This is a genomic window from Roseomonas genomospecies 6 (assembly GCF_008365375.1).
Classification (GTDB): Bacteria; Pseudomonadota; Alphaproteobacteria; order Azospirillales; family Azospirillaceae; genus Azospirillum.
The window spans coordinates 1-26,997 of record NZ_QOKW01000048.1 but is presented as its reverse complement, the minus strand read 5'-3'; the positions used below and the strand labels follow the sequence as shown (position 1 = coordinate 26,997).

At 68.3% G+C, this 26,997-nt stretch carries 23 protein-coding genes; 12 read left to right on the top strand and 11 right to left on the bottom strand.

Translation table 11 applies throughout. The features are described from left to right. Window positions 1-146: 146 nt before the first annotated feature. From DS843_RS29695 to DS843_RS29680, 5 genes are all read left to right on the top strand, one after another. Window positions 147-1,067, top strand: a complete 921-nt coding sequence (locus DS843_RS29695) for a restriction endonuclease subunit S (RefSeq protein WP_167525530.1) — start codon at window positions 147-149, stop codon at window positions 1,065-1,067. Continuing rightward, window positions 1,067-2,272 carry a hypothetical protein gene (locus DS843_RS29690; protein WP_149472421.1) on the top strand — a complete coding sequence of 402 codons (1,206 nt, stop codon included), beginning with the start codon at window positions 1,067-1,069 and terminating at the stop codon, window positions 2,270-2,272. The genes DS843_RS29695 and DS843_RS29690 overlap by 1 nt, the downstream gene beginning before the upstream one ends. Further along, window positions 2,272-2,901 (top strand): restriction endonuclease, encoded by a 630-nt coding sequence (locus DS843_RS31675; RefSeq protein ID WP_208852363.1) that lies wholly within the window; start codon window positions 2,272-2,274, stop codon window positions 2,899-2,901. The genes DS843_RS29690 and DS843_RS31675 overlap by 1 nt, the downstream gene beginning before the upstream one ends. 11 nt (window positions 2,902-2,912) lie before the next feature. Beyond that, window positions 2,913-3,308 carry a restriction endonuclease gene (locus DS843_RS31670; RefSeq protein ID WP_208852362.1) on the top strand — a complete coding sequence of 132 codons (396 nt, stop codon included), beginning with the start codon at window positions 2,913-2,915 and terminating at the stop codon, window positions 3,306-3,308. A gap of 111 nt (window positions 3,309-3,419) precedes the next feature. After that, on the top strand, window positions 3,420-9,791 hold the full coding sequence (locus DS843_RS29680; RefSeq protein WP_208852361.1) for a DUF3320 domain-containing protein: 6,372 nt from the start codon (window positions 3,420-3,422) through the stop codon (window positions 9,789-9,791). A gap of 48 nt (window positions 9,792-9,839) precedes the next feature. On the opposite strand, the gene DS843_RS29675 is transcribed toward DS843_RS29680, so the two are convergent. Together DS843_RS29675 and DS843_RS29670 are read right to left on the bottom strand one after the other, a co-directional pair. Continuing rightward, complete coding sequence (locus tag DS843_RS29675; protein WP_149472420.1) at window positions 9,840-10,343, bottom strand: hypothetical protein; 504 nt, start codon at window positions 10,341-10,343, stop codon at window positions 9,840-9,842. A 256-nt stretch (window positions 10,344-10,599) separates the two neighbouring features. After that, window positions 10,600-11,004, bottom strand: coding sequence for a hypothetical protein (locus DS843_RS29670; RefSeq protein WP_149472419.1), 405 nt, complete (start codon window positions 11,002-11,004; stop codon window positions 10,600-10,602). A 307-nt stretch (window positions 11,005-11,311) separates the two neighbouring features. On the opposite strand from DS843_RS29670, the gene DS843_RS29665 reads away from it, so the two are divergent. Both DS843_RS29665 and DS843_RS29660 read left to right on the top strand, forming a co-directional pair. Further along, window positions 11,312-11,857 (top strand): helix-turn-helix domain-containing protein, encoded by a 546-nt coding sequence (locus DS843_RS29665; RefSeq protein ID WP_149472418.1) that lies wholly within the window; start codon window positions 11,312-11,314, stop codon window positions 11,855-11,857. A 238-nt stretch (window positions 11,858-12,095) separates the two neighbouring features. Beyond that, window positions 12,096-13,478 carry a hypothetical protein gene (locus DS843_RS29660; protein WP_149472417.1) on the top strand — a complete coding sequence of 461 codons (1,383 nt, stop codon included), beginning with the start codon at window positions 12,096-12,098 and terminating at the stop codon, window positions 13,476-13,478. A 361-nt stretch (window positions 13,479-13,839) separates the two neighbouring features. Here DS843_RS29660 and DS843_RS29655 read toward each other — a convergent pair whose 3' ends face one another. Continuing rightward, entirely contained in the window at window positions 13,840-14,169 is a 330-nt protein-coding gene (locus DS843_RS29655) for a hypothetical protein (protein WP_149472416.1), read from the bottom strand. A 24-nt stretch (window positions 14,170-14,193) separates the two neighbouring features. After that, on the bottom strand, window positions 14,194-14,742 hold the full coding sequence (locus tag DS843_RS29650) for a helix-turn-helix domain-containing protein (RefSeq protein WP_167525529.1): 549 nt from the start codon (window positions 14,740-14,742) through the stop codon (window positions 14,194-14,196). A gap of 275 nt (window positions 14,743-15,017) precedes the next feature. On the opposite strand from DS843_RS29650, the gene DS843_RS29645 reads away from it, so the two are divergent. From DS843_RS29645 to DS843_RS29620, 5 genes are all read left to right on the top strand, one after another. Further along, window positions 15,018-15,785 (top strand): hypothetical protein, encoded by a 768-nt coding sequence (locus DS843_RS29645; RefSeq protein ID WP_149472414.1) that lies wholly within the window; start codon window positions 15,018-15,020, stop codon window positions 15,783-15,785. Window positions 15,786-15,973: 188 nt separating this feature from the next. Continuing rightward, window positions 15,974-17,050, top strand: coding sequence for a hypothetical protein (locus DS843_RS29640; protein WP_149472413.1), 1,077 nt, complete (start codon window positions 15,974-15,976; stop codon window positions 17,048-17,050). Window positions 17,051-17,331: 281 nt separating this feature from the next. After that, a complete protein-coding gene (locus DS843_RS29635; protein WP_149472412.1) occupies window positions 17,332-17,760 on the top strand; it encodes a hypothetical protein in 429 nt (142 codons plus the stop codon). Next, window positions 17,757-19,997 carry a hypothetical protein gene (locus DS843_RS29630; protein ID WP_149472411.1) on the top strand — a complete coding sequence of 747 codons (2,241 nt, stop codon included), beginning with the start codon at window positions 17,757-17,759 and terminating at the stop codon, window positions 19,995-19,997. The genes DS843_RS29635 and DS843_RS29630 overlap by 4 nt, the downstream gene beginning before the upstream one ends. A 390-nt stretch (window positions 19,998-20,387) precedes the next feature. Next, window positions 20,388-21,434, top strand: a complete 1,047-nt coding sequence (locus tag DS843_RS29620; protein WP_149472410.1) for a tyrosine-type recombinase/integrase — start codon at window positions 20,388-20,390, stop codon at window positions 21,432-21,434. A 243-nt stretch (window positions 21,435-21,677) separates the two neighbouring features. Here the strand turns inward: DS843_RS29620 and DS843_RS29615 are convergent, their stop codons facing one another. The 7 genes from DS843_RS29615 to DS843_RS29585 all read right to left on the bottom strand — a co-directional run. Beyond that, window positions 21,678-22,943, bottom strand: coding sequence for an Hsp70 family protein (locus DS843_RS29615; protein ID WP_149472409.1), 1,266 nt, complete (start codon window positions 22,941-22,943; stop codon window positions 21,678-21,680). Between the two features lie 105 nt (window positions 22,944-23,048). Continuing rightward, entirely contained in the window at window positions 23,049-23,504 is a 456-nt protein-coding gene (locus DS843_RS29610; protein WP_149472408.1) for a MaoC family dehydratase, read from the bottom strand. 43 nt (window positions 23,505-23,547) lie between these two features. Further along, window positions 23,548-24,342, bottom strand: a complete 795-nt coding sequence (locus DS843_RS29605) for a PhzF family phenazine biosynthesis protein (protein ID WP_149472407.1) — start codon at window positions 24,340-24,342, stop codon at window positions 23,548-23,550. A gap of 10 nt (window positions 24,343-24,352) precedes the next feature. Next, window positions 24,353-24,769 carry a GNAT family N-acetyltransferase gene (locus DS843_RS29600; RefSeq protein ID WP_149472406.1) on the bottom strand — a complete coding sequence of 139 codons (417 nt, stop codon included), beginning with the start codon at window positions 24,767-24,769 and terminating at the stop codon, window positions 24,353-24,355. 4 nt (window positions 24,770-24,773) lie between these two features. Continuing rightward, window positions 24,774-25,022, bottom strand: coding sequence for a DUF1127 domain-containing protein (locus tag DS843_RS29595; RefSeq protein ID WP_149472405.1), 249 nt, complete (start codon window positions 25,020-25,022; stop codon window positions 24,774-24,776). A gap of 170 nt (window positions 25,023-25,192) precedes the next feature. Then, window positions 25,193-26,485 carry a DUF2254 domain-containing protein gene (locus DS843_RS29590; RefSeq protein WP_167525528.1) on the bottom strand — a complete coding sequence of 431 codons (1,293 nt, stop codon included), beginning with the start codon at window positions 26,483-26,485 and terminating at the stop codon, window positions 25,193-25,195. A 193-nt stretch (window positions 26,486-26,678) separates the two neighbouring features. Next, the coding region (locus DS843_RS29585; RefSeq protein ID WP_149472403.1) for a Bax inhibitor-1/YccA family protein at window positions 26,679-26,997 on the bottom strand (319 nt) is incomplete at its 5' end.

Sequence of the window (26,997 nt, the reverse complement as noted above, 5' to 3'; positions counted from 1 at the left end):
CCGCTGCCGCCGCTTGGTGCGCCATTACGAACTATACCTCCGCACCTCCGTCGCCTTCATCCGCCTCGCCATGATCCGTCTCATGCTCCGCCGCCTCGCTCGGAAATAATCTTTCTGGACAGACTCTCAAGCAGGCGCCAATTCCATTGGCCCCCCTCCCCGAGCAGCGCCGCATCGTCGAGAAGATTGAGGCGCTGACGACCCGGTCGCGCCGGGCGCGTGAGGCGCTGGACTCGCTGCCGGCGCTGATCGACCGCTACCGCCAATCCATCCTCGCCGCCGCCTTCCGCGGCGACCTGACCGCAGAGTGGCGGAGCGATCGCGACGCAGCCGAAGACGAGTTGCCCACCGGCTGGGCTTGGAAAACGATTGCTGAGATCATCGACGAAGGCCCGACCAATGGGTATTCACCGAAGGCCGCACCCGACGGCAACGGGACAGCCAGCCTTCGGTTGTCAGCGACCACGTCCGGCCGGATGATCCTGAACGACTCGACCATAAAGAAGCTGGTCGAGGTCATACCCGAAGATTCGAAGTTCTGGCTGAAAGCCGGCGACATACTTATCCAGCGCGCCAACTCATTGGAACACCTTGGGGCGACGGCGGTCTATGACGGAGCGGAGAAGAGCTTTATCTATCCCGACCTGATGATGCGGGTGCGAATCGCCGATCCTTCACTGCGCACGTACTTCTGGCGCTATATGAACGGCCGGTCAGCGCGTCGCTGGCTGAAAGAGCGTGCCACGGGAACCACCGGCAACATGCCGAAGATCAGTGGGGCGACGCTCAAGGAACTCCCGGTGCCGGTGCCGCCGCATGACGAGCGCGCTGTCATCAATCGACGGATTGACCAAGCCTTTGCCGCGATAAATCGGCTCGAACAGGTCAGCCTCGAAACCGGGTCCCGCCTCGCCACCCTCGACCAATCCATCCTCGCCAAGGCGTTCCGGGGCGAGCTGGTGCCGCAGGACCCGAACGACGAGCCGGCCTCCGTCCTGCTGGAGCGCATTTGCGCCGCGCGCGCGGCTGCCGGCGCGGCTCCCCGGCGCGGGCGGCGGGGTGCGTGATGGACATTCCCGACCAGTCTCCCCCCGGTGCGTTTGCCACCTTTCCGCCCACCACGTCAAAGGTCAAGGAGATGGCGGAGTGGCTGACGGGGCTGGTGAAGATCACAGCAACTTTGTCTGGCATTTTCGGCGCGCCGCTCGTCTGGATGTACATGGCCCGCGTCGGCGCACCTTTCCCCTCCGTCGATGCGGCGCTGGCGCTGTTCCTGTTAATCTTCACAATGATGCTCACCGCATTGGTGTTGATGCTTCTGCTATTGTTAATGCTGCCGATCATCATCAAATTGTCCGCTGATACGCCAGTACGTGAACGCTTTCCTGCCTTGTACAGGAGGAGCGGACAGATTGTTGCTTCACTGACGCTTTTTTTATTTGACTATGCCAAATTGTATCTGCCGACAATTTTACTCCCGTTTTTTGTGCTTTTTTCAAATGCAGCCGAAATGTTCTTCGATGCTCCGTCGCAGTTCGACGCGCCAGAATTGTTGCTGTTAAGTTCAGCTTTTGGTATTTTTTATATCACCGCTTCAGTAGTTCGTTTTAATTTTCATAACAACAAGAAGTGGCATCAAGGGTTATTAGGTACTATATATTTTATGTTATTTGCAAATACGTCATTTTTAATGTGGCTATCCTTTGTGCCAATTCTTTTCCCCAAGGCCTTCGTTTCTTCCTTGAACCTTTCGGATCTTGCGAGTGGCGCACTCTTTCTAGGTGCATTCCTGCTCACTTTTTTCATCCATCTCCTGCTAACCCGGGGCGAGCCGTCGCTGCGTCGGATTGCAGCTGCCGGAGTTGGCGTGGCGGTATTCCTGATCATGGTCTATCCGGGAGGAAGCATGCTGGCGGCGACTGCCCTACGGATGCTCGGCTTTGGTGGTGGGATGCCCGTGACAATAACCGTCAAGCGTCTGGATGAGGGGAAAGGCATTGCTGAGGCACGCAAGCTTTCGGGTTGCCTGATTCTGCAAACCGGCAGCGCGGTCGTTTTCAAAATCGAAGAGACGGACGCCAAGCGCTGCTGGCTGGAAATGCACCCACTCGAGCCATTCCGGCCGGCTTCACCTTATGAGGGGATCATCCAGTTCCAGCGCATCGACGTCACGGAGATTGAGGCGTTCCGCGGAAAACCCCCACCCCCCTCTTCCGCCCAGCTACAGAATCCCCTGACCCCGACGGCGATACCAGCAAAAGAGTTCCGTTAATGCCCCCCAAGACCTGGATGGTCCGCGCCGGCAAGCGCGGCGCGCTGATCGACCGCTTCCGCAACGCCGACCGAGTGGCGATCGGCTGGGCGGAACTCGGTTCGCTGGCCGCGGTCGCGGACCGGCCGGCGATGGTCGCCCTGGTGCTGGCGCAGTGGCCGGACTGGAATGCCTACGAAGTCGGGAACAACGCCGGCCAGCTTCATCGCTTTCGGTCGGAGCTCCAGGCTGGCGACCGGGTCATCTCCTACGACCTGGAGGGCCGCGTCTACCATGTCGGCTCGGTCGGCGGCGGCTACTCCTTCGAACCGGCCTTCGACCCCGACTACCCGAACGTCCGACCGGTGGCCTGGATCGGCACGGTGCCGCGCGATGCGCTGAGCGTGGCGGCCAAGAACTCGCTGGGCTCGGTCACCACCGTGTTCCAGGCGCCGGCCGACACGGCGGCGGAACTCGACGCGCTGCTCGCCGCTCCAGAAGACCGAGCGACCGTGGACCTCGCCGCGTCGGTCCATGCACGAGGCGACGCGGGCGGGGACCTCGCCGTTGGGCCGGCGCCGAGCAGGAACTGTTCGAGGACCTTGAGGCCAAGGCTCTGGAGTTCATCAAGGACCGGCTGGCGAAGCTGAGCGCCCGCGACATGGAGCTGTTCGTCGCCGGGCTGCTGCGCGCCATGGGCTACAAGACGCGCGTGTCGCCGGTCGGCCCCGACCGCGGCCGCGACATCTTCGCCTCGCCGGATGGACTGGGGTTCGAGGATCCCCGCATCTTCGTGGAGGTGAAGCACCGCAGCGGCGCCATCGGCGCGCCGACGGTCCGGTCCTTCCTCGGAGGCCGGCGGCCGGGCGACCGCTGCCTCTACGTCTCGACCGGCGGCTTCGCCCGCGATGCGAAGTACGAGGCCGACCGCGCGGCCGTCCCGCTGTCCCTGCTCGACCTCGACGACCTCGTGGCACTCGCGCTCGAGCACTACGACACGCTGGACGTCGAGGCGAAGCGGCTTCTGGCGTTGAAGCGGCTCTACTGGCCGGCGTAGGACGGCGCCGACTCAACGATCGGTCGCATCCCAAAAAGCGTGTGTGGTACGCTTTGGCTTCGCGCCAAAGAAGCGACAAACACGATCTTTCATACCGGGGCGGCGGTTATCATGAGCGACAACAACGAAGCAGTGCTGGATGTTGTGATGGATCGGGCGCCGGCAGAGGTGCCTCCGCCCGTCCGCATCGAGGCGACGTTGACGCCGCGTCTGAACCTCGCCTTCCATCAGAACGCGGTCCCGGTCCTGCATGAGCTGGTGCTGGTCAACGACGGCGACGCTCCGCTCGAGGCGGTCGAGCTGACCCTGACGTCGGAACCCGCGTTCGTGGCGCCCAAGACCTGGCGCATCGACGCCGTCCCCGCCGGCCAGCGTTACCACGTGCCGAAGCTCGACGTCACGCTGGACGGCGCCATGCTCGGGCGGCTGACGGAGGCGGAGAGCGCGACCGTCACCATCACCGCCGCGGCGGCCGGAAGCCCGGAGCCGGTGGCGCGGACCGAGCGGTCGCTCGAGCTGCTGGCGCGCAACCAGTGGGGCGGCGTCGGCAACATCCCCGAGATGATCGCCGCCTTCGTCCAGCCGAACGACCCGGCCGTCGAGCGCGTGCTGAAGAAGGCCGCCAACATCCTGCGGCAGAACGGCAAGAGCGGTGCACTGAACGGCTACGAGGGCGGGCCGAAGCGGGCCTGGGAACTGGCGACGGCCATCTGGGGCGCGGTCGGTGCGCTGGGACTCGACTACGCCCTGCCGCCGCCCAGCTTCGAGCACGCCGGGCAGAAGGTGCGCGGACCGTCGCAGGTTCTCGACTCCGGGCTCGCCACCTGCCTGGACTCGGCGCTTCTGTTCGCGGCGGCGCTGGAGCACTGTGGCCTGAACCCGCTGATCGTCTTCACGCGGGGCCACGCCTTCGCCGGCGTCTGGCTGCGGCGCGAGGAGTTCACCACGCCGGTGGTCGACGACGTGACGGCGCTGCGCAAGCGGGCGAAGCTGAAGGAACTGGCGCTGTTCGAAACGACGCTGGCCACCCATCGTCCCTGCCCGTCCTTCGCCGTCGCCGCCGACCACGCCTTCCGCCAGATCGAGGAGAGCGTCGAGGACACGTTCGAACTGGCCGTGGACGTCCGCCGTGCCCGTCTGCAACGCATCCGCCCGCTGGCCAACGCCGAGTCCACGGTGACGGCGGACTACGCGGACGCGGACGCCGAGGCATCCGAACCGCTGTTCGCTGAGCCACCGGCCGACCTCCCCGACGACCTCGACGATGCGGCAGACGATGCGGGGCCGGCCTCGCCCAAGGACCGGCTGGAACGCTGGCAGCGCAAGCTGCTCGACCTGTCGCTGCGCAACGCCTTGCTGAACTTCCGCGCCGGGAAGCGCGCGCTCGTCTGTGACGCTCCGGACCCCGGCCTGCTGGAAGACCTCCTCGCGGAAGGCCGGTCGCTGCGCCTGCTCCCCCGGCCGGCGCTGATGGACGGCAACGACCCGCGCAGCCAGGCGATCCACGAAGGGCGGACCCTGGAGGATCTGCACCGCCAGCACGCGCTGGAGGCGCTCGGCCGCAACGAGGTGCTGGTCGGGCTGAAGGGGGACGACCTCGACACGCGCCTGACGGAGCTGTACCGCACCGCCCGCGCGGCGATGCAGGAAGGCGGGGCGAACACCCTGTTCCTGGCGCTCGGCTTCCTGTCCTGGATGCGCGATGGGACGCGCGACTCCAAGGACGCGAAGCGCCACCGGGCGCCGCTGATCCTCATCCCCGTCACCCTGCAGCGCAAGAGCGTGCGGTCGGGCTTCAACCTTGTCCTCCACGACGACGAGCCGCGCTTCAATCCAACCTTGCTCCAGATGCTGCGCCAGGACTTCCGCCTGACCATCCCGGTCGCGGAAGGGGACCTGCCGCGCGACGATAGCGGGCTGGACATCGCCGGCATCTGGAAGGCCGTCCGCCAGGCGGTGAAGGACATCCCCGGATGGGAGGTGACGGAGGACGTGGTGCTGGCCACCTTCTCCTTCGCCAAGTACCTGATGTGGAAGGATCTGGTCGATCGGACGGAGCAGCTGAAGCAGAGCCCGGTCGTGCGGCACCTGATCGAGACGCCCCGCGACCCGTTCCCCAGCGATCTGGCCTTCCCGAACCCGCGCGACCTGGACGCGACCCACGGGCCGGAGCACACCTTCTGCCCCCTGCCCGCCGACTCCTCGCAGCTGTCGGCGGTGATGGCGGCAGCGCGCGGCAAGAACTTCGTGCTGGTCGGCCCGCCGGGCACGGGCAAGAGCCAGACCATCGCCAACCTCATCGCCCAGTTCCTGGCGGAGCGGAAGTCGGTCCTGTTCGTGTCGGAGAAGATCGCGGCGCTCGACGTCGTGTACAGACGCCTGCGCGAGGTCGGCCTCGGCGAATTCTGCCTTGAGCTGCACTCCAGCAAATCGCGCAAGCTCGACGTTCTGGACCAGCTTCGTCGCGCCTGGGACGCCAAGGGCGACACCGACGCCGACACGTGGCGCAAGGAGGCCCAGCGGCTGAAGGGGCTACGCGATCAGCTCAACGGTTTCGTCGCGCGGCTGCATCACCGGCACCGCAACGGCCTGACCGTGCACGCCGCCATCGGCCGCGTCGTCGCGGGGCGGCACCGCCTGCCGCTCGGGCTGTCCTGGCCGTCCGCCGACGCCCATGACGAAGCGACACTCGACGCCTTGCGGGAGCTCGCCGACCGGCTGGGCCTCCACGCGCGCGAGGTCGGCTCGATCAGCGACAGCCCGTTGCGCCTCGTGACCCGTGCGGAGTTCTCGTCGCACTGGCGCCACGGCCTGATCGCTGCCGCCCGGGAACTGGCGGAGGCCGGCGACGCGCTGACGGATCGCGGGGACGCCTTCCTCCGCGCCACCGGGCTGCCCGGCCGTCCCCTAGACCGCAAGACGCGCTCCGTCCTCGGGGAGCTTGCCCGCGTTCTGCCGCAGGCTGCCGGGCGCGACTGGCGCTTCGTCCTGCGGCCCGACGCCGGGCGCCTCGCCGACCGCCTGCGGGAGGGGATGCGCCGGCTCGAGGCTCGGCGGGCGCTCCTCGACGCGCTGTCGCCCGCGCTCGCCGAGAGCGTCACCCAGGGGCTGCGCCGGGGACTCGACCTGCTGGCGAAGCACCGGGAGCTCGCCGGGCAACTGTCCGTCGCCTACGGTGCCGGAGTCGCGACGCTCGACGTTGACGGGTTGAAGGCGGAGTGGGCCAAGGCACAGCAGTCGATCTGGCCGTTGCGCGGCATGCGCTCGAAGGCGGTCGTCAAGGCTCTGATGGCGGCGTCGGACGGCAGCTGCGAACCCGACGTCGCCGCGGACCTGGAGCGACTCGCCGCGCTGCGGGCCGTCACGTGCGACATCGAGGCTCTGGCGCCCGCCGTCGCCGATGCCGGCCCGGTCTGGGCGGGCCTGGACACCGACGTGGAGGCGGTGCAGTCCCTGCTCGCCTTCCAGGCGGTGTTGCCGGCGGCACTGTCGGCGGCGCCGTGGAGCGAGAGCGGCCTCGGCCCGATCGCCGAGGGACGCTGTGGCGGCGCGGCGGCCGGGGATCTCCAGCGCCTGCACGACCTTCGTACGCTGGAGCGGGAGGTCGAGGATCTCGACGACCTCCGCACGATCACCGGCGGTCTCTGGAACGGCCTGCGGACGCGCGCACCGGACGTGGAAGCGGCCTTGACCTTCCAGGCCGCGCTCTCCGCGGCCATCGCGCGGCTTGCCGCGACGCCGGATGAGCTTGCCTCGGTGAAGGGGCCGCTGGACCGCCTGATCGGCGACGGCAACGCCTTGCTGGCCGCGGGCGGCCCCGTCGAGACCGCCGGACAAGCATTCCTCGACGCGCTGGATCGGTACGACGCCGCTCTCCGGACCTTGGCGGAGCTGTCCGGTTCCAGCGAAGCGCAGATCGACGCGGCCGTCGGAGAGACGCCAAGTCGCGTCGCCGCGGCGTCTCGAGGCATTCCGCCGCTAGAACCGAAGCTCCACAGCTGGTGCGCGTGGCGACGGACGCGGGACGACGCGATGGTCCGGGGCTTGGCTCCGCTGGTCGCCGCGATGGAACAGGGGCGCGTCGCCGTCGAGGATCTGCGCGACGCATTCGAGTCGGACTACTGCCGCTGGTGGCTCGACGGGGTGGTCGACGACGACGAGGTGCTGCGGTCCTTCGTCTCCGCCGAGCATGAGAAGCGCATCGCCGACTTCCGCGCCCTCGACGAGCGCTTCACCGACCTGACCCGCGCCCACATCCGCGCCGGTCTCTGCGCAGGCCTGCCGGACCAGGACTCGGTCGGTAAGAGCTCGGAATGGGGCATCCTGCGGCGCGAGATGCAGAAGAAGCGTGCCCATATGCCCTTGCGCGAACTGATCGGCCGGCTGCCGACGGCGGTGACGAAGCTGGCGCCCTGCCTGCTGATGAGCCCGCTGTCGATCGCCCAGTTCCTGTCCGCCGAGACCGCGCCGTTCGACGTCGTGGTGTTCGACGAAGCCTCGCAGATCCCGGTGTGGGACGCGATCGGCGCCATCGCGCGGGGCCGGCAGGTCGTCATGGTCGGGGATCCGAAGCAGCTCCCGCCGACCGCCTTCTTCGACCGCGCGGAGGCTGATGAGGATGACGACGGCGATGTGGATGGCGACCTGGAAAGCATCCTCGACGAGTGCCTGGGCGCCAACCTTCCGGCCCGCAGCCTGAACTGGCACTACCGCAGCCGCCACGAAAGCCTGATCGCCTTCTCCAACCACCGCTACTACGAGGGCGGGCTGGTCACCTTCCCGTCGCCGGTCACCGACGATCGAGCCGTCAGCCTGCATCTCGTCGCCGACGGCACCTACGAGAAGGGCGGCGCCCGCATCAACAAGCCGGAAGCGCGGGCTCTTGTCGCTCATCTGGTCGCACGCCTGAAGGACCCCGCCTTCCGCGCCGCCGGCTTGACCGTCGGCGTGGTGACCTTCAACAGCGAACAGCAGCGACTGATCGAAGACCTGCTGGACGAGGAGCGGCGGAAGGCGCCGGAGATCGAACCGCACTTCGCCGAGGACGCGATCGAACCGGTGTTCGTGAAGAACCTGGAGAGTGTTCAAGGGGACGAACGCGATGTCATGTACTTCTCCATCACCTACGGCCCCGACCTGACCGGTGCGGTGTCGATGAACTTTGGCCCCATGAACAGGGACGGCGGCGAGCGCCGTCTGAACGTCGCCGTCACCCGCGCCCGGCATGAACTGCGCGTCTTCTCCAGCCTGCGGCCGGAGCAGTTCGACCTGTCGCGTACAGCGGCGCTCGGCGTCAGGGATCTCAAGCACTTCCTCGAATTCGCCGAGCGCGGCCCGCGGGCGTTGGCGGAGGCCGTCCGCGGCAGCGTGGGGGAACACGAGAGCCCCTTCGAGCACGCCGTGGCCCGTGCGCTCGCCGCGCGCGGGTGGCAGGTTCAGCCTCAGATCGGCGTCTCGTCCTTCCGGATCGATCTGGGCGTGGTCGACCCGGACGCCCCTGGACGCTTCCTCGCGGGGATCGAATGCGACGGCGCGACCTACCACCGGTCCGCCACTGCCCGCGACCGCGACAAGCTGCGGGAACTGGTCCTGCGCGGCCTGGGGTGGGAGATCGTTCGCATCTGGTCAACCGACTGGTGGCACGATCACGACGGCGCCCTCGACAAGGTCGATGCACGCCTGTCGGCCCTGCTGGAAGCGAGCCGAGCACGGCGCGCGGGAGAGGTCCGGCGGCTTGAGGAGGCCGCTCTGGCCGCGGCGGCTGCGCCGGACGACACGATGACCGTCGACACCGCGGAGGACGCGGAGGATGTTGCGCCGCCCTTGGATGATGTCAGGCAACACGACGAAGCCCCCGATGGAACGGGGCATCGTCCGGCCGACGACCTGTTCCAGGGGTCCGACCTGATGCAGCCTTCCATGGCCTATGCCCGCAACGCCAGCGCCGCACCGCCACCCGACACGGACAACCGCTTCCGCGAGGCCGATCCGCTGTCGGCGGTGTGCGCCGTCAACCCGGACGCCTTCTTCGACCGGGAGTACACCGCCCCGCTCCAGGCGATGATCGACCACGTCATCACTGTGGAGGGGCCGGTCCGCGACGACGTTCTCGCCCGCCGGATCGCGCGCACGCACGGCTGGCTTCGCACCGGTTCCAAGATCCGCGACCGCGTCGTCACTCTGGCCCGCGCTCGCTTCCCGATGGTGCAGGAGGAGGTCGGCGCCTTCTTCTGGCCCGCCGGCGCGGACCAGACCCGGTGGCCGTCCTTCCGACGCCCGGCCGGGGACGAGCCCCGGCCTGTCGATGAGATTGCCTTGCCGGAGCTGGTTGCCCTGGCGAGGGCCGTGAAGGACGAGGGCATCACGGGCGAGGACGCCATCACCGCCATGGCCCGCGACGCCGGCCTACAGAAGCTGCGCGCGGCCAGCCGTGATCGCCTCCGCCGCGCCTGGACCATGGCCTCGTCCGGGGAATGTGAATAGCCGCCGTCGGCAGGAGGGCTGGGTGGGTCACATCCCATATGCGAGCTACTACGGCGTTTGCCCGGACCGAGTGAACACCCGCGCAAGCGCCGCCCTGTGGTGCATCGTGACTGTCAGCTCGTTTCGCTGGGCGAAGTCAAGGACGGCCTCCTGCGTCCGGCTGGGAAGCCGTTTGCGGCGGACGTAGTCGCGGGCAACCTCGACCTCGGATCGCAACAGCACCAAGGCCGCCAGAACCCGCTCGGGACGCTTGATTTCCCGACGAACGAGGTGAATGGCCCGCTGTACGACATCCCAGTCGTGCAGGGCGTTGTATCGGAAGACTTCGGTTCTGCACAGGGCGTCCTCCCGAACCGTCAGGGAGCCGAAGAAGGGGTCCGGGGCGGTGAGCTGGTAGTCGCCATCTCCTCGATGGATGGAAATCCCGGAAGGCACGCCGCGACTATGAAGATCAATCCACCGCTCGACGCTACGACGCGCGGAGCAATAGTAGTGCGGCAGGCGCTTGGACCATGAGTACTGACCGAAGTACGGCTTCGCGATCGTGTTCATGAGGTAATCCCCGCTATTTCTTCGATCTTTTTATCCGATTACGGAATCTCGGAGAATCGATGAAATCTCGGTTCAGCCGTTCCTCCAGCGTGGGAACCAGATTCTCCCGAAGAGCCCATGGAGCCATTGCGAAAGACTCGGCAGGTATCGGAGCGCGTCGGTGCCGGCGGTCCCGCCGCCTCGTCAGGGCCGGACCGGCTCGAGGTTGCACGCATCCCTCGCACCAGCCCGCTGTCCTCCCCTTCCTGTCGGCTTATCAGGACGTCTCCGGCTCGGCACCGTCCGTGAGGTTCTCAACGCCGATACGCTGGAGCACTTGGTCGGCAACGGACAGCAGATGCGCCCGTACTCGTGCGGCCGCCGCAGCCTGATGCGCAGTTTCCGAGGATTCGACCAGTTCCGGCGGGGCGTCGCCACGGTCGCGACGCCACGTCGCCCAACTCGCCAGCCGAACCCAGTGCATCGCCAAGGCCGCCTCATCGTGCGACAGGGCCGAGATTCCGCCGAGAGCCGCCTTGAGGACGATCCGCAACGCAGCCGTCCGGCTGGGCACGCGGCTGCGGGGCACGTCACCGCTGCCCAGGTCCGGATGCGCCACCGTGACGGCAAAGGCCACGGCGTCGAGCAGCGCCACCTCGCGTTCATCGAGGTGGACCGTCATCTGACGGAAGCCCTTGGCGCGAGCCCTCTCCCGCCATTTCCGTTGCCAGTCTGCTCGGGGCAAGGTCGTGTCCTCTACTGGTAGAGGTATCGGACTTGGTTCCTGGCGAAGTTGACGCAAGCCCATCGCACGAACGGTGGCCTGCCCGGCAACGGCACCGCCAGAAGCCCACATTCAAGCAGATTTGTGCTCGCCTCCCGGAGCCGGTTCCCGTCGAACGGCCCGAAAATTTTCCGACATCGGAGGATGCGCCATCTCCAGGGCTCCCATCTGGGCAGCGTCGAAAACCGCCCCAACGAGCACCATCATGAAAATCGGATATGCCTACTGCTCCAACGACGCCCTCAGCGAAAATCGGGCGGCTCTCACCGAGGTCGGCTGCGACTGCGTCCTGCATGACAACTTGGGACAAGGCCGCAAGGCGCTGCTGAGCATCCGCCAGCTCATGCGGGCCGAGGACACGCTGATCATCCGATCGGTCCGCCAAGCCGCGGACTCCATTCACGAACTGGATGGACTGGCTCAGGACGTCCTCAAGGCGAAGGCCGAACTGGTGATCCTCGCGGAGAACCACACGACCCGAACCGTTGTCCAGGCTCTCGGGTTGCTGCGCAGCCTCTCCTCGACGGGGCTGCAGCCTGACGGAGTTGGCGGGATCGGCCACGGTCCGGAAGCGGCGGCGAGCCCGATGTCGCCCCGCAACGGTGGCGGACGGAAGCGGGTGCGGCCGATCTCCGACGAGGAGGTGATGCGCCGCCTGGGGAGCGGCGAAACGGTCAATGCCATCGCCAAGGATGTCGGTGTCGCCTGGGCAACCATCGACAGCATCCGCAAGCGCCATCAGTCGACCTGAGCCATCGCGCCCCGCCGTCCACGGCACCCCTGCTTGCGCCCACCCCCGATTCCCCCAACTGCCCAGCAACGAGGAGGGCCCGAGCTTGCCGGCTCGGGCCCTTGAACCAGGATGGCGTGAGGGCTGTGGCGGCCCCCGCGCCGGCCGCGCACGTGAGACCGCACATGCGACAGCTTCCCGCAGATGGGGTCATCCCCACCCGCCGTCCAGCGGTCTCCGGCTTCCAGGAGACCTTGTCGTGACCGCCTTGCCGACCACCGCCGCGCACATCCTGCCGGCCCTACCGATCGTTCCCGAAGACCGCCTCGAGGGCCGGGTGCTACCCCCTTCCGGCTGGTGGACGCTGAACTGTCTGCGGAGCGGAGGCCGCATGACCCAGGATCACCATCAACTCGACCAACTCGCCGCCATCCTCAGCGCCAGGGGACGCGGAACCGACGTCTACATGTCCCAGGGCGTCTTCGAGCGGCCGTCGCGGCGCGCGGTCCATCTGTCCCACATCACCCACGCCTACGTCGATCTCGACGCCTATAAGTCGCCGGTGATGTCCGACGGGAAGGGCATCGACGTGGTCGTCCGACTGGTGTTGTTGGAATGCGATGAGTGGGACATCCCCCGCCCGTCCTGCATCGTCCATTCCGGGCGGGGGCTGTACCTGAAGTGGTTCTGGCGGCAGCCGGTTCCCCGCGCCGAGGCCGGCCGGGCGATTGCCATCAACCGGGCGCTGGTCCGGTCCTTCCGGGACTTCGGCGCCGACCCCGCCGCGGTCGACCTGAGCCGCATCCTGCGGGTGGTCGGCTCCGTCAACAGCCGGTCCGGCAAGACGGTGGAGGTCGTCTGGAGCAACGACGTGGACGGCGACGTTGTGCGCTACAACTTTGGGGATTTCGCGGACGCCGTTCTTCCCTCCAGCGGGGATGGGCCGGCTCCTCGCTCGGCGGAGATCGTGCCGTTGCGGCGCGCCCGGGGCGAACGGACGGTCGCGTCCCGCGAAGCCGTCGAGGAGCACCAGCGGCTCGGCCACAAGCTCTTCAACCGCGAGCACTGGCATTGGGGCGTCCTCGAAGATCTGCGCTGTCTCGCGAAACTTCGGCACGAGTCCGGCGTCGTCCAGGTCGCCGGCGATGGGCGGCTAGCCGGCCTGGACCTCTTCGGCCACCTCGGCGCCTGCCAGCTCGCCAGGGTCATTCCCGCCCACCAGCTCGCGGCGGAGATCGAAGCGTGGGCGCGCCTCATCCTGCCCGACTGGTACGTCGACGGCGACTTCGGCCGGCACTGCTCGACGCTGCTCGAGCTCGCTCACCGGGCCGCCGCAGGCGAACGGGTCCAGCACGGTGGCAAGACCGTCAGCCCGATCTGGACGTACAAGAAGGCGCGTCTCATCGAGCTCCTCGAGATCAACTCCGAGGAGATGAGGCACATGACGCGCCTGATCGATGACGACGAGAAGCGCCGCCGCGACCGCGAAAAGTGGCGCGCTGACCACACCGGCCAAGACCGCGCTGCCTACTTGGCGGCCAACGGCATCAGCAACGACAAGCCCTGGGAGGCCGAAGGCGTGTCACGGGCGACCTGGTACCGACGGAAGCAGAAGCAGGAGACCACAGCCAAGGCAAGGTGAGACAGGTCCTCCCTACATCTACGCATAACGACACGGATAAGCCCCCCAGGGCAGAGGAATCGATCAGGGGGAGCCAGGAACCCTCCCCTCGCCAACCCCGCAGGCACACGCGCGCGCCCCCCGCACACTCCGCCGCCGGCCAGCAGCGGGCTGCGAGGAGGGTGGCGGCGAGACGAAGACGTCCCGCTTCGACGCCGGCGGAGGTCCCGCATGGGTCGGAGCGGCCGGCGCCCCCTCCCACGACGGGGTGTCGGACGACCGGTGTCTCGCTCTCCTCCTCACGTGGCGGGCTTGGAGTTGACCGTTGCTGTCGAAGAGGCCGCGCCCGGCCGCGGCAATCGCCCTGCCGGAGCTGCCGACGTCACGAACCAGCACCCCCGCCACCACACCGCCGGCGGGCGCGGGGCGCGTCCGGCGGGGGAAGCCCGGCCGCGATGTGGGCCAGCCGCCCGAGAACGCCCGCACGGTCCATCGGCGACAGTGCGGCGAAGCTCTGGCTCTGAGGCGCCGCGCACAGGGCCTGATGCGCCTCACCCGGCGTCGGCGGCCGGTCGAGAAGCTCGCTGGAGTCATAGAGCCCGTCGGGCGTGTAGCGGTTGCTCATGACGACGCAGCGCTCGAGCGATACGGCGACCGTCTTCAGCGAACGGGGACCGTCGAGATGGATCACGATGCAGCGGTTCGGCTTCATGACGTCAGCTCCATGGCGGCGGGATCAGTGGGCGCTGCCCAGGCACTCGGCGAGGCGGTCGGCGCTCCGGAGCGCGCTCAGGGCAGACCGATGGGCATGCCGAACACGCACGACGGTGGCGATGGACAACCCGACGGTCGCCGCGATCGTCCGGATCGGAGCGCCGTCCGCGGACAGGGCGAGGATTCTGGCGACACGCTCCAGCGTCGCACGGCCGTAGGCACGGCAGCCCTGAAGGGGCCGCGGCGCGTCTTCGGTGCCGGGGAGAGCCCCGAGAAGCGCTGCGATCTGGAGGATGACGGCCCCATCCAGACCCTCCCGCAGCAGGGTGACGCGGATGCCAGCGTCCATCGCACGGCGCAACGACGCCAGTGCTGCACGGGTGGTGTCGCCGAGATGCTCGAGACCGGGGGTGAGGAGTTCTTCGCCGTCATCGAGCAGGGCCAGCAGAGCGTCGTACCTGGCCCGGTCGACGCTGGAGTCGTGCACGATGTGGGCGTCGGCCACTGCGGCGATGTGTTGAACGAACTGGCCGGCGGGCGCGGCCGCGGAGTGAACGTAGACGAACCGCATGGGAGGGCTCCTGTCGTGATGACGGCAGCCGATCCGTGGATCGGCGCGGTCAAGCGCAGGGGCTGATGGACATATGGGATCGCGTTCACGAGGCGTTTCCCGGAAAATGCAGAGTCGCTTCATGGCTCAACCCGATGGCTCTGGAACGCGCGGCCGCCGCATGGCGGGTTGGCGATCCGCGGGGCGATCCGGCAGAACACCTGCATCGGCGGTCCACCGCCCTCCTTGCCCCGTCGCCGGCATCCCGCCGGGCGACCACGGGCACGGAGACCGCCATGCACATTCCCATCGCCTCTTTTACGCACGCCTCCGCCCGCCATCGGCCGGGCTCTCTTGTCGGCGATGCTCTCAGCCTGCTGCGCCATCCAGCCATCCTGGGGAGCTGGCTCCACGCCAGCCGCCTCGCCGAGTTGCTGGCCGCCGTCCACGCTCCGCATCGTGCCGGCAAGGCGACCGGGCAGATGGCAAACGAACTGCGCGCCAAGCTGCTTCCGCCCGCCCGGAACGGCCGCTACGCGGACATCGAGGTGAAGCCGGGCTCCTTCATCCGCGCGATCGCGTTGGCGGGCACCGGTGCCCCAACGGCCGCCCCTGGCGCGCTCCGGCCGCTGTCACGGCACGAGCGCCTTCAGGGACTGCTGGCCGGCTTCCATCTCATGCTGGGCGACGCAGTCTACCTCCCGGCAGGCGATCGTGGGAGGCATCCAGGCCTGCATGATCGCCTGACCAGGACTCTCCCCGGCCTCGGCGACACGGCGGCCGACCGGAGCCTCGCCCAGGTCGACGTCGTCGTGCTGCGCGCCGGCCAGCCCTTCCGCCTCTACGAGATCGAGACCCGGGCCGGCAAGGCGACCAAGGCTCTGGTTCGTCTGAACGACGTCCTCGCCACCATCGGTCAGCCCCCGGGGGGGCTCTTCGTTGCGGTGCCCGATGGGCAGGTCGCCCGTCTACACCTCGAGTTCGAGCGTCCGACGTTGCGCGGACTGCTCGGCATCGGCCGAATCCTGCCGTTCGCCGGCGTCGAGCACCTCCTCGGCCCGTGAGCCCCCCTGCGAACCGTCCTCTGCCTGCGAGAGGACGCTGCGCGCGGACGATCCGACATGGCTCAAGGGAAGGCACCATACCGTATCAAGTGTACCGTACCATGCCGATGATACCGTACTGGTTGCATCTTCGGGTGGATCGCCTTCCTGCCGCCCCTATGTCGGGCACAATGATAGGAGGTAGTTCCATGTCCATTACGAAAGCAACGCGCGAGGCGGTGCAGGCCGCCTATGACGGGTATCTCGCCAGAGGGATCGTCCCGACCGTCGGCGACATCATTCAGCAGACAGGTGGGTCGAAGTCGACGGTCTGCGGGCATCTCCGCGCGATCCGGGCCACGCCGATCCCGTCGACAACGGCTCCTCCCTCCCCGTCCACCTCTCCCTCGATGGACGGGCCGGCGGAACTGCCGCTCGAATGGCTCGAGCTCGCCGACCTGTCGTCGCGGACCGTGGCCAGCATCCTGACGCGGACGATCGCCGACGAGAGGAAGCGTACTGCCCAGCTTCTCGACGCGGAGGTTGCGGCTCGGTCTTCCGCCCTCGCGTCCGCGCGAGCGGAGACCGAAGAGCTGCGACGTGCCTTCGGACATGCTGAAGCGGACTTCGAAACCGCCGCCGGCGAAGTGACGGCACTGCTGGAAGTCGTCGCCATCCTTCTGGAAGCCGTTGGCCTGGACGCCTCGGATGATCTGGGCGACCTGCGGGAGGCCGCCGTCCACGCAGTGAACAGAATCCGTGAACTGACCGGGACGGCGGCGCGTATCCCGGCTCTGGAAGCTGAGCTCGAGCAGCGCATCTCCGAGGTTCGGACGGCCGAGGCCCGCATCGCGGACCTGCAGGACGCCGCCAACCGGGCCGAGCGTCGGCACCAGGAACTGCTCGGGACCGCCTCGCGCGTCCCGACGCTGGAAGCCGCCGTGCAGGCTGCCGAGGTCCGCATCGCCGGGCTGTCGGCCCAGCTCTTCGCCAGCGCCAAGACCGCCGGGAAGGTCGAGGCGCTGGAGGGGACGATTGTCCAGCTGACCAACGCGATGGCCGCCGCCGCCGCGTCGCCGGCGGCGCCCTCGGCTCAGCCCCGTTCCCGCCCGGCGAAGCGCGCCGCCGCCGCCCCAGCGGCGCGCGCAGAGAAGAACGGCGCCGCTGCCCCGCCGGAGCCGGAGACGACCTCGGCCGACCAGCCCCTGGCCAACCTGGTGCTGACCGCACCGTCCCCGGCCGACGGCGGATCGTCCGACGCGCCGCCGCCGCTCGCGGCCGCCTGACCCGAAGGACGGCGTCAACGCGTCGACCGCCGGCGCCGTCCTCCCTGCAGTCCCGATCATCCTTCTCCCCGTTGCGCCTTCATCGTCGGCCGCCATCTCCCCCTCGTCCCGCCCCTTGGGGCGGACGGCCAGCCATGCGCGGTTTTCGCCCCAAGGGCTTCAACTCACGCAAAGCCGGCCAGGGGCTCCGCCCCGTGGACCCCGCCAGGGAGGGACACCCTCCCATGGACCCGCCCGCCGGAGAGGCCAGCCTCCCCGGACCCCACCGCGAGGAGGCCGCGATGCCGAAGACACCCCGACGCCCCTCCCGCACCGAGAGCGGAAGCGAGCGGCGCGCCAGAGCCTGTCAGATCAGCTACCGCGTGTCGGCGGACGAGTTCGACCGGCTCCAGCGCGCCGGCGAGGAGCGAGACCTGTCGGCGGCCCAGTTCGCGCGCGCCGTTGCCCTGTCCTCCCAAGGACAGGCCATCCCGAAGGTCCGCCGCCCCAGAGCGATCGCCGCACCACCGGAACTTCAAGCGGCGCTCCCCCTCCTCAGCGCTCTTCAGAGCGACCTTCGGCATGTCCGTACGCTTCTCAACCAGCTGGCGGCGCGGGGCAACGCCGGCGCCGTCAGGCCGGCCATGGACGGCTACGCGAAGGCCGAGAAGGCCGTTCTGGAGCTGGCCGAACGGATCATCGCGGCGGTGTCGGGGAAGCGGCCCTCATGATCATCAAGACAACCCAGCGCGGCGAGGCGGCTTGGCTCTCCGCCCACCTCACCCGGACCGACGCCAACGAGGCCGTGACGATCATCGACGGGCGCGGCGTGGTCGCGCTGGACGTCCATGTCGCCCTGCGCCAGTTCGAGGCGCAGTGGCGGATCGCCAACTCACGGGCGCGCGACTTCCTCGTCCACGCTTCCATCTCGCCCGCCCAGCCCCTGTCGAACGATCAGTGGACCGATGCCTGGGGGCTCTACGAGGAGCAGCATGGCCTCTTCGGGCAGCCCTACATCGAGGTCGAGCACGCCAAGCCGGGGGACTCCGGCCGACCCAGTCACCGGCACCGCGCCTACCTGCGCATCCGCCCCGACGGCAGAGCCGTCCATCTTGGACATTCCTTCCAGGCGAACGAGGTCGTCGCGCGGCTCTGCGAACTGCGCTTCGGACACCCCCTGACGAAGGGCGCCCACAACCGGGCCGTCGTGGCCCACCTCGAGCAGCACGGCTACAGCGACGAAGCCGGACAACTCCGCGGCCTGACCGAACGGCGGCGTCCGCGTGCCGGCCGCTCGGAAGCCGAGGCGCAGCAGGAGAGCCGCTCGGGCTCCCGCAAGGCGACCGCCGCCGAGTGCGCCGCCGCCGCGTGGCGGCTCGCCGACAGCCCGCTCGCGCGCCGCGCCGCCCTGGCCGAGGCCGGCTTCATCCTCGCCCGGGGGGATCGGCGCAACGCGGTGCTCGCGGTCGACGCCACCGGCGAGGCCTGGGCGCTCCATCGCCTGCTGGCGGCCGGCGAACGCGGCGCCTGGACGGCGGCGCGGGTGCGCAAGGATCTCGAGGGCGTCGTTGACGCCTTGCCGACCGTCGAGGAGCTTCGCGGCCGCTTGCGCGAGGGCGTGGGCGCGGAGAAAGCGCGGTCGCCCTCCGAGGAGACAAGCGGCCCCGCCGCTCACCTTGTCACCTCGCCGGCGGAGCGGAAGGAACCCGTCGCGCCGGCGCCAGTCGACGATGCGGACTCCTACTGGCCGACCGAGCCCGACGACGTGGCCCCGACGCGGCCGTCCCCGGCGCCGATCGTCTGCCGGCTCGGTGCCGGCGCGACCATCATGGCGCCGGACGCAGCAGATGACGTCGCCGCTCCGGAGATGAGGGACATGGAAGGGCACGCATCGCCGCCCGCGCCACCCTGGTCCACCGCTCCTTCGTCGCCGACCACCGCTACGGTCCCCATGAAGCCACCGTCGGACGACCGGCGCGTGCCCGAGCCGAGCGCGAGTCCGCCGCCGACATCCGTTCGCGTCGTGACGCCGGCCCCACGGCGGACAAGGCAAACGGCGGACACCGGAGAACTCCGGTCAGGCGCTATGGCCTCTCGGCGAGCGACGTCGAAGACGGAGGCAGGGGAAGGCGCCTGGACGGGCGTATCACCTCCGCATCCAACTCAGCAGCAATCCAAGGTTGAGGTTAAGAGGAGCGTCACGACTTCTGGGCGGAGCGATCCCGGATCGGCCACCTGGGCCCACCCGCACGACGGGATCGGGCCGGTGACGCCGTCTAGCACGCTGGGCTCCGACCGCCATATGAACGCCCCGCACCCCTTGGACAAGCGGCAGCACGACCCCATCCCACCTCTCGAGCCCGCGCTTCGCGGATCGGTGCGTGCCGATGATCGTGGTCGTCGTTTCCAGGAGCCGAACTCCAACCCGCTGTCGTCGGAGGAAACGCGCCGACGTGACGCCCACAGTCTCAAGCTGGCCACCCGTCGGATCAGGGATCTGGCGGCGACGGCGCCCCGCCGGGCGGCCCCGACGCCGGTGCAGGCCCCGGCAGGGATGCCGCCTCTTCCCTCCGATGACCCGATCATGAGGCTCCTGGCGTCCTACGTCGGCGCCCTCATGGACTGGTGGGCGGCCCGGCAGCGGCATGGCGGAGACGCCGCCGACGCTCCTCCTCGTCGCCGTCTGGACGAGGCGTGGCGGGCTCTTCTCGCCGCCGCCCGGGCGTGGCTGTCCGGAAAAGGCATCGGCGAGGGCGCGGAACAGGTCCAGACGCTCCTGACCCGCGAGATCTCGCGCAACCATCAGGTCGCGCGCGACGCGCATGAGCGTTGGCTCGACCGGATGTACCCACCGAGCGCGGCGGGGGTCGACCTCGTGGACCGGACATTCAACGGCACCGCCCCGGTCGGACACCGCGCCACCTCCGAGCCCCGGATGGGACCGGAGCGGGAACCCACCGGACCGTAGAAGGCTCATCACCAGCTTTCTGCAAGCTTCCCGCACTTTTTTCTTCGGTCTGGGGACGCCCAAAGTTGCCGGACCGAAATACGCTTCGGCGGCGATGGTGCCGTCACATCCAAGGTGATGCGATGCGAAAGGTGCTGCCGGCCAACATCTCGAAACGATGCCTCACGATCGATGAGGCCGCCGAGTACGTCGGTCTGTCCGCACCCTCCTTTGAGAGAGCGATCCAGGCCGGGCTCTACCCGCCTCCGCTCCCACTCAACCGAGCCGGAATCGCGCGGAACGTCTGGGACCTTCGAGCGCTCGATCACGCCCTCGACGGACTCAGCGGACTGAGCAAAGATTCCGCCGGGACCGCATCGCACGCCAAGACGAAGCTCACGGAGTCCATCAATGCGCGTAAGGCTGCGCTACGTAACCGAGCGGCGTAACGCCAACGGCACGTCAAGGTGGTATTGGGATCGCGATGGCCATCCGCTGTGCCGATTGCCGGACGACCCGGTGAAGCGGTTCGCACGGGCCGAGCAGCTCAACGCACAAGCTGACCGCGCTGCCGCTGGCGTGCAGGTGGTGGCGGAGGGTAGCATCGCATGGGTCATCGGCAAGTACAAGGAGAGCAAATCCTACGGCAAGCTGTCGGCGGGCACGCTGAAGTACTACAATCGCTTCCTGGACGACATATGCGAACTCGGTCCCGGCCTGCCGTTCGAGGTGTTCGACCGCCGCATGGTCCTCGACTTCATCGAAACCTATGAGGGAATCGGCGATGACCGGAAGGTCGCCGCCGTGCTCCGCAACCTGTTCAAAACGGCGCAGTACTGGCGGATCGTCCCGGACAACCACGCTTCCAAACTCGATCTCTCGGCGCCGGCGGCCCGCGAGCGCATCTGGTCCGAAGAGGAGATCGCCGCCTGGCTCAAGGCCGCGGCGTCGCACCCGCGCGGCGAGGCCATGATCACCGCGTTCCATCTGCTGCACTACGTCGCCCAGCGCCCAATCGACATGCTCAAGATGGGTTGGTCGCATCTGCGGTCGGGCGCCGCCCTCGTCCGCCAGCAAAAAACCAACAAGCTGGTCGAAGTGCCGTGTCACTCGGCGCTGGCCGCGCACCTGGAGAACCTCCGGCCAACGGCCACCACCATCGTCGCGTACAACGGCAAGTCGGTGAGCTACCCGGCGTTCAACGCTGCCTTCCGGGAGATCCTGGCCAAGGCCGGCCTCGCCGACTCCGGGCTGCAGGCGCGCGACCTGCGGCGTACGGCCTGCGTGCGCATGGCCGAGGCTGGAGCAACCGAGACACAGATCAGCGCCGTATCCGGACACAACATCCAGACGACGCGGCAAATCCTCGAGACGTACCTGCCACGCACGGGCGCGATGGCTCGGGCGGCCATCAAAAAGTGGGAGAAGGCGGAACGTCGCCGGAACAAGAAAGTCTAACGCGTTAGACTTTTTCCGCTCCAAAACCAAGTGAATTCAATGCGTTAAAGGTCGAAGAGGAGTACAAGATGTACTACTCGGTCTGATCCATCGGACTTCGGTCCTCCGGATCACGGTGTCCGCCCTGCCCTCGTGGCGCGGCGGGCACCGCCGGTGGAACGAGCCGCGGAGCAGAATGGAAAAAGGCCCACCGGCGTCTGCGTCGGTGGGCCTTTTCTTATCCCGTGCTTTTGAACAGCGGTGTCAGGCGGCTCCACCGTAGCGCCGCCCGGCCTCGATGGTCAGGCCGGTGCCGACCGAGCCGAAGATGTTCCCCTCCACCACGCGGGCGCCGGGCAGTTCCGCCAGGATGGCCGCCCGCACCTGCGGCAGCAGCGTCGAACCGCCGGTCAGGAACACCGCGTCGATCTCCGCCGGCAACGTGCCGGCCTCGGCCAGACAGGCGCGCACCCGCCCGCCGATGCGGCCGGCCAGGATCGCCGTGGCCTGGTTCAACTCGTCCACCGACACCGGGCGCGTCATGCCGCCGTCGCCCCAATCCAGAATCAGCCAGGCCTCCGGCCCGTCGGACAGGGCGATCTTGGTGCGCTCCACAGCCATGGCCAGCGCATGGCCGAGCCGATGCTCCACCACGCCGATCAACCGTTCGATCCGGTCCGGCGTCGCGGAATCGCGTCGAAGGCGTTCCAGGTCGGCCATCGCCTTGGCGGTGTAGAGGAAGTTGATCTTCGACCAGGTCGCCAGATCGAGGAACAGGTGCTTCGGCGCCAGCAGACCGGGGCGCTTCATCGCGCTTCCGTGACCCAGCAGCGGCATCGCCGTCGCCAGAGACAGGTCACGGTCGAAGTCGGTGCCGCCGACGCGGATGCCGTCGTTGGCCAGAATGTCCGCGCTGCGGTCCGCGCGCCCGCGCCGCTCCGGCCCGATGCGGACGATGGAGAAGTCGGAGGTGCCGCCGCCGATGTCGGCGATCAGAGCCAGTTCCTCGCGCTCCACCTGCTGCTCGTAGTCGAGCGCGGCGGCGATGGGCTCATACTGGAAGGAGATGCCGCGAAAGCCGACGGAGCGCGCGATTTCCCCAAGCGTCTCCTCCGCGGCGGCGTCGCCCGCCGGGTCGCCGTCCACGAAATGCACCGGACGCCCCAGCACCACGTCGGTCAGTTCGCCGCCGAGAGCCGATTCCGCACGCTCCTTCACCGCGGCGAGGAAGGTGGCGATGACGGCGCGGAAGGTGATGCGGCCCTTGCGAAGCGCGGTGTCGGCGTCGATCAGGTCGGTGCCCAGCATCGACTTGATGGAGCGCATCAGACGCCCCTCGACGCCCGACGCATAGGAGTCGATGGCCGCCTGCCCGACGGTCACGGCGTCCGCCTCGAAATCGAAGAAGACGGCGCTGGGCAGGGTCGTCCGCGCGCCGTCCAGGGGAAGCAGGCCATAGCCGCCCGCTGCCGCCATCCGCACGCCGAGAGTCGTGTTGGACGTGCCGAAATCGAGGCCGCAAGCCGTCATAGGAAACCCCCGCCATGATGGAAGGGGCGAGGCTATACAGGGGCCGGCCCTGCGGATCAATATGCGCGAGGGGACATCCCGTGCTTGTCCTCCCGTCCCGGCGGCTTATTCGGCGGGAAGGCTGCGGGTCGCCACGATGTGGTTCAGGGTAATGGTCATCACCGCCTCGCCATGCTGGTTCAGCGTGGTGTAGGCCAGACGGACGGTGCCGCGGTCGCCCCGCCGGGACGGGATCGTCTCCACCACCTCCACCCGGACGCGCAGCGTGTCGCCGGGCCGCACCGGGCGCAGCCAGCGCAGTTCGTCGCCCCCCGACCCGCCCAGACTGGTGCCGGTGATGGCCCCGGTGTCGCGGAACAGGCGGAAGGTCAGGGACAGGGTGTGGAACCCGCTGGCGATCAGCCCGCCGAACGGCCCCTCCGCCGCGGCCACCGCGTCGATGTGGAAAGGCTGGGGGTCGAAGCGCTGGGCGTAATCCATGATCTGGCTGTCGGTGATCGTCGCCCCTTCGGTCTCGATCACGTCGCCGATGCTGAAATCCTCGAAGTATCGCCCCGCCATGCCCGCCTTCCTTCCGTTCCGTTGGCTCACCGTGTGGACGGCGCTAAATGTAGATGGCTCCGTCCATATAGAGAACCGCCTTGCCGGTGATCTTCACACGGTCGCCCGCCAGTTCGCAGGACAGGGAACCGCCGCGGGCGGACACCTGACGGGCTTTCAGCCGCTCCTTGCCCAGCCGCCGCGCCCAGTAGGGGATCAGCGTGCAATGGGCGGAACCGGTCACCGGGTCTTCCGGAATCCCCTTGGCCGGCGCGAAGAAGCGGGAGACGAAATCCACCCCTCCGCTGCCCGGCGCCGTCACGATGACGGCGAAGCAATCCTCCAGCCGCGCCAGGGCGCTCATATCGGGCTTCAGGCCGCGCACCGTCGCCTCGTCGTCATAAACGACCATCACGTCGCGGGCCTTCAACACCGCCGCGGGCGGCGGCCCGCCCAGCGCGTTCAGCAGGACGGCGGGCGGTTCGGCGAACAGTTCCGGCGGGCGGCTGGGGAAATCCAGCGTGTAGAGGTCGCCGCTGCGGATGACGCTGAGGGTCCCGGCCTTTCGGGTGGTGAAGTCGATGCGCGGGCAGCCCCACTCCAGCATCGTCGCGATGACGAAGGCGGAGGCGAGCGTGGCGTGACCGCACAAATCCACCTCCACCACCGGGGTGAACCAGCGCAGCTCGTAGCCGTCGCCGCGGCGGACGATGAACGCGGTTTCCGACAGGTTGTTCTCCGCCGCAATGGCCAGGAGCACCGCATCGGGAAGCCAATCCTCCAACGGCACGACCGCCGCGGGATTGCCCGCGAACACCGCGTCCGCGAAAGCATCGACCTGATAGATGGGAAGGCGCAACAGAGCCTCCTTACGGCTTCTCGGTGAACAGGAACGCCTGGGCGTGCCGCTGCATCCCCGCCGCCTCGTAGAAGGTGACCGCCTTGGGCGCGGACAGGAGAAGGCAGGTCACGCCCTCCCCCACCTCGGCGCGGGTGCGGCGCATCAGCTCCTTCCCGATCCCGCGCCCCTGATGGGCGCGGTCGACGGCGAGGTCGGACAGGTAGCAACAGTAGGCGAAGTCAGTAACGGAACGGGCGACACCGATCAGTTCCCCGCCCGCACCTCGGGCAGTGACGATCAGACCGGCGTTGCGCAGCATGGCCTCCACCCGCGGGCGATCCGCCACGGGCCGGCGTTCGGCCAGCCCGGAGCGGTGAAGCACGTCGATGAAGGCGTCGGCGGTCAGATCGGGTTCGACCGCGTAAAGGATACGCTCGGCGCTCATCGGCTCAACCCCGCCAGAAAGGCTTGCGGACTTCGGCGTCCACGTCGGCGCGGGAGACGCCGATGTCCTTCAGCAGATGGTCGTCCAGCCGCATCAGCGCCTGCCTCTGCCGCCACCGGTCGTAGCCGTTCATGCCCAGCTCCAGCACGGTCCACAGGGGGCGGATGCCGACGGCGAAGGCGCGCGCGACCACCTTGAGGACGGTCGGGAGCGAGGACGATCCGGACGAGCGGGCCGCGTCTGTGGTGCGCATGATGAACCTCCTTCGTCAAAACATTCGGCCCCGAACAATCGAGACAATGGCGATTATGACGGTGCAATCGAGCCGGTCAATGTCGTTATTGTCACCATTACATTTCCGACATCGGATGTATCCCGCGTGCCACAGCCCCCGGGTTGGACAGCCTCCGGTTTCACCAGGGGTTACCGCGTCAGCCGGTCGTCCGCCTGCCGCCAGCGGCATTTGAGGATGTTCAGGTCGCGCGGGATCGAGATGGTCTGTTCGCCCGCGGTCAGGATCATGGTCAACTGCTCCCGCAGCGCGTCCCGCTGCGCGTCCGACCGGATGCGCGGTGCCAGACGTATGATGGCGTCGATCAGCCGGATCAGAACCGCGGCGTTCCCGCTTCCGGCCTGCCGGATCTGGTCGAAGGCCGCGCCCACGAAGCCCTCGTAGCCCGACACGTCCCGCACCAGCCGGATGGCGCCCCCGGAGTCGCGCAGAACCGCCGGTTCGATCCCGCGGTCGAGAATCCGGGCCAGCGAGGCGGAGAGATTGTCGATGACCGCCAAGGCGGTGAACACGTCGTTGATCCCCGGGGACAGGGCACGGGTGGCCATCTCCACCAATTGGCGGATGCCGAACTCCACATCCTGGGTCGGGGTGCGCTCGGACCCGACGATCAGGGCGCCGCGGATTGCCCCGCGCATCTCCTTCGTGCAGGCGCCGGCGGGGAAGACGGCCACATGCTCGCCCCCGCCGATCACGTAATGACCAGGGCGGACGTCCAGACGGATCACGGCGTCGGCACGGCAGGCCGCAGCCACCAGCGCGTCGAGGTCGACCGCCTGGACGTAACCGTCCTGACCGAGGTCCACCCAGACGAAGTCGCCGCCGAGATTGGGCGGCGTCTCCGGAACCTCGTCGTCACGCTCCGGCAGGCGGTCCGCGATCACCGCGCGCAGGTCCGCCGCGACGCGTTGAACCACGTTGTCGTAGATGATCGAGCGGGCGAGCTTGTGGACGTAGACCAGCAGCACGAACAGGCAGAACGCGGTCAGCCCGGTCCCGACGCTGACCGCCAGATGGGGCACCGTGTCGGCCTGTGTGCCGTCGATGGTGCGGAAGACGACCAGCAGATAGATGATGTCGGCCAGGAAGAGGCCCAGCACCACCTGAGTCGTCCAGTCCTGGATGAAATTGCGGATCAGCCGGGGACCGATCTGCCCGGCGGCCAGCGTCAGCACGACCATGGTGATCGAGACCACGAGCGAGGTCATCGTGATCATTCCGGTCAGCAGCGACGACAGAAGCTCGCGCGCGTTGCCGGCGTCCCCGGCGTAGAGCAGCCAGTAACCCGTGGCGTCGTCCAGGACGCCCCGGCCCCAGGTGAGCAGCGCAACGGCCAGAAACACCGCCGCCACGCCCATCAGGACCGGCACGAACCACAGGCTGGTGTGGAGAAACGCCCAGTAATGCCGAATCCGGTCCCTCATTGCCGCTCCCATGGACGCGCGTGGAACGGACGGACAACGCCCGACGCGGCCACACGGTCCCGGCCCAGCCCCCGGCGAAGCCGCAGGCTTCCGGACAACCCGGACGCATCGGGCATGAAAAAGGGCCGGCTGCGCGAAGCAGCCGGCCCTTGCCGATGGCGGCGCGGACGATGCCCGCGCTTGCCGTCACCCGTTACTCGCGGTCGCCCATGAGCTGCATGAGCATCTGGAAGAGGTTGATGAAGTTCAGGTAGAGCGAGAGGGCGCCCATGACGGCAAGCTTGGTGTTGCCCTCGTGGCCATAGCCCTCGGCGTACTCTTCCTTGATGCGCTGGGTGTCGTAGGCGGTCAGGCCGGTGAAGATGACCACGCCGATCACCGAGACGGCGAACTGCAGCGCGCTGGAGCCGACGAAGATGTTGACCAGGCTGGCGATGACGATGCCGATCAGGCCCATCATCAGGAACGAGCCCATCTTCGACAGGTCGGCCTTGGTGGTGTAGCCCCACAGG

What these genes read in the sequence shown, in the direction of transcription:
- DS843_RS29595 (WP_149472405.1), bottom strand. Translation starts at nt 25,022, where the DNA reads ATGCGCACCACAGACGCGGCCCGCTCGTCCGGATCGTCCTCGCTCCCG.
- DS843_RS29610 (WP_149472408.1), bottom strand. Translation starts at nt 23,504, where the DNA reads ATGGCGGGGCGATACTTCGAGGATTTCAGCATCGGCGACGTGATCGAG.
- DS843_RS29635 (WP_149472412.1), top strand. Translation starts at nt 17,332, where the DNA reads ATGCCGAAGACACCCCGACGCCCCTCCCGCACCGAGAGCGGAAGCGAG.
- DS843_RS29645 (WP_149472414.1), top strand. Translation starts at nt 15,018, where the DNA reads ATGCACATTCCCATCGCCTCTTTTACGCACGCCTCCGCCCGCCATCGG.
- DS843_RS31675 (WP_208852363.1), top strand. Translation starts at nt 2,272, where the DNA reads ATGCCCCCCAAGACCTGGATGGTCCGCGCCGGCAAGCGCGGCGCGCTG.
- DS843_RS29630 (WP_149472411.1), top strand. Translation starts at nt 17,757, where the DNA reads ATGATCATCAAGACAACCCAGCGCGGCGAGGCGGCTTGGCTCTCCGCC.
- DS843_RS29650 (WP_167525529.1), bottom strand. Translation starts at nt 14,742, where the DNA reads ATGCGGTTCGTCTACGTTCACTCCGCGGCCGCGCCCGCCGGCCAGTTC.
- DS843_RS29680 (WP_208852361.1), top strand. Translation starts at nt 3,420, where the DNA reads ATGAGCGACAACAACGAAGCAGTGCTGGATGTTGTGATGGATCGGGCG.
- DS843_RS29600 (WP_149472406.1), bottom strand. Translation starts at nt 24,769, where the DNA reads ATGAGCGCCGAGCGTATCCTTTACGCGGTCGAACCCGATCTGACCGCC.
- DS843_RS29665 (WP_149472418.1), top strand. Translation starts at nt 11,312, where the DNA reads ATGAAAATCGGATATGCCTACTGCTCCAACGACGCCCTCAGCGAAAAT.
- DS843_RS29615 (WP_149472409.1), bottom strand. Translation starts at nt 22,943, where the DNA reads ATGACGGCTTGCGGCCTCGATTTCGGCACGTCCAACACGACTCTCGGC.
- DS843_RS29655 (WP_149472416.1), bottom strand. Translation starts at nt 14,169, where the DNA reads ATGAAGCCGAACCGCTGCATCGTGATCCATCTCGACGGTCCCCGTTCG.
- DS843_RS29590 (WP_167525528.1), bottom strand. Translation starts at nt 26,485, where the DNA reads ATGAGGGACCGGATTCGGCATTACTGGGCGTTTCTCCACACCAGCCTG.
- DS843_RS29675 (WP_149472420.1), bottom strand. Translation starts at nt 10,343, where the DNA reads ATGAACACGATCGCGAAGCCGTACTTCGGTCAGTACTCATGGTCCAAG.
- DS843_RS29690 (WP_149472421.1), top strand. Translation starts at nt 1,067, where the DNA reads ATGGACATTCCCGACCAGTCTCCCCCCGGTGCGTTTGCCACCTTTCCG.
- DS843_RS29670 (WP_149472419.1), bottom strand. Translation starts at nt 11,004, where the DNA reads ATGACGGTCCACCTCGATGAACGCGAGGTGGCGCTGCTCGACGCCGTG.
- DS843_RS31670 (WP_208852362.1), top strand. Translation starts at nt 2,913, where the DNA reads ATGGAGCTGTTCGTCGCCGGGCTGCTGCGCGCCATGGGCTACAAGACG.
- DS843_RS29640 (WP_149472413.1), top strand. Translation starts at nt 15,974, where the DNA reads ATGTCCATTACGAAAGCAACGCGCGAGGCGGTGCAGGCCGCCTATGAC.
- DS843_RS29620 (WP_149472410.1), top strand. Translation starts at nt 20,388, where the DNA reads ATGCGCGTAAGGCTGCGCTACGTAACCGAGCGGCGTAACGCCAACGGC.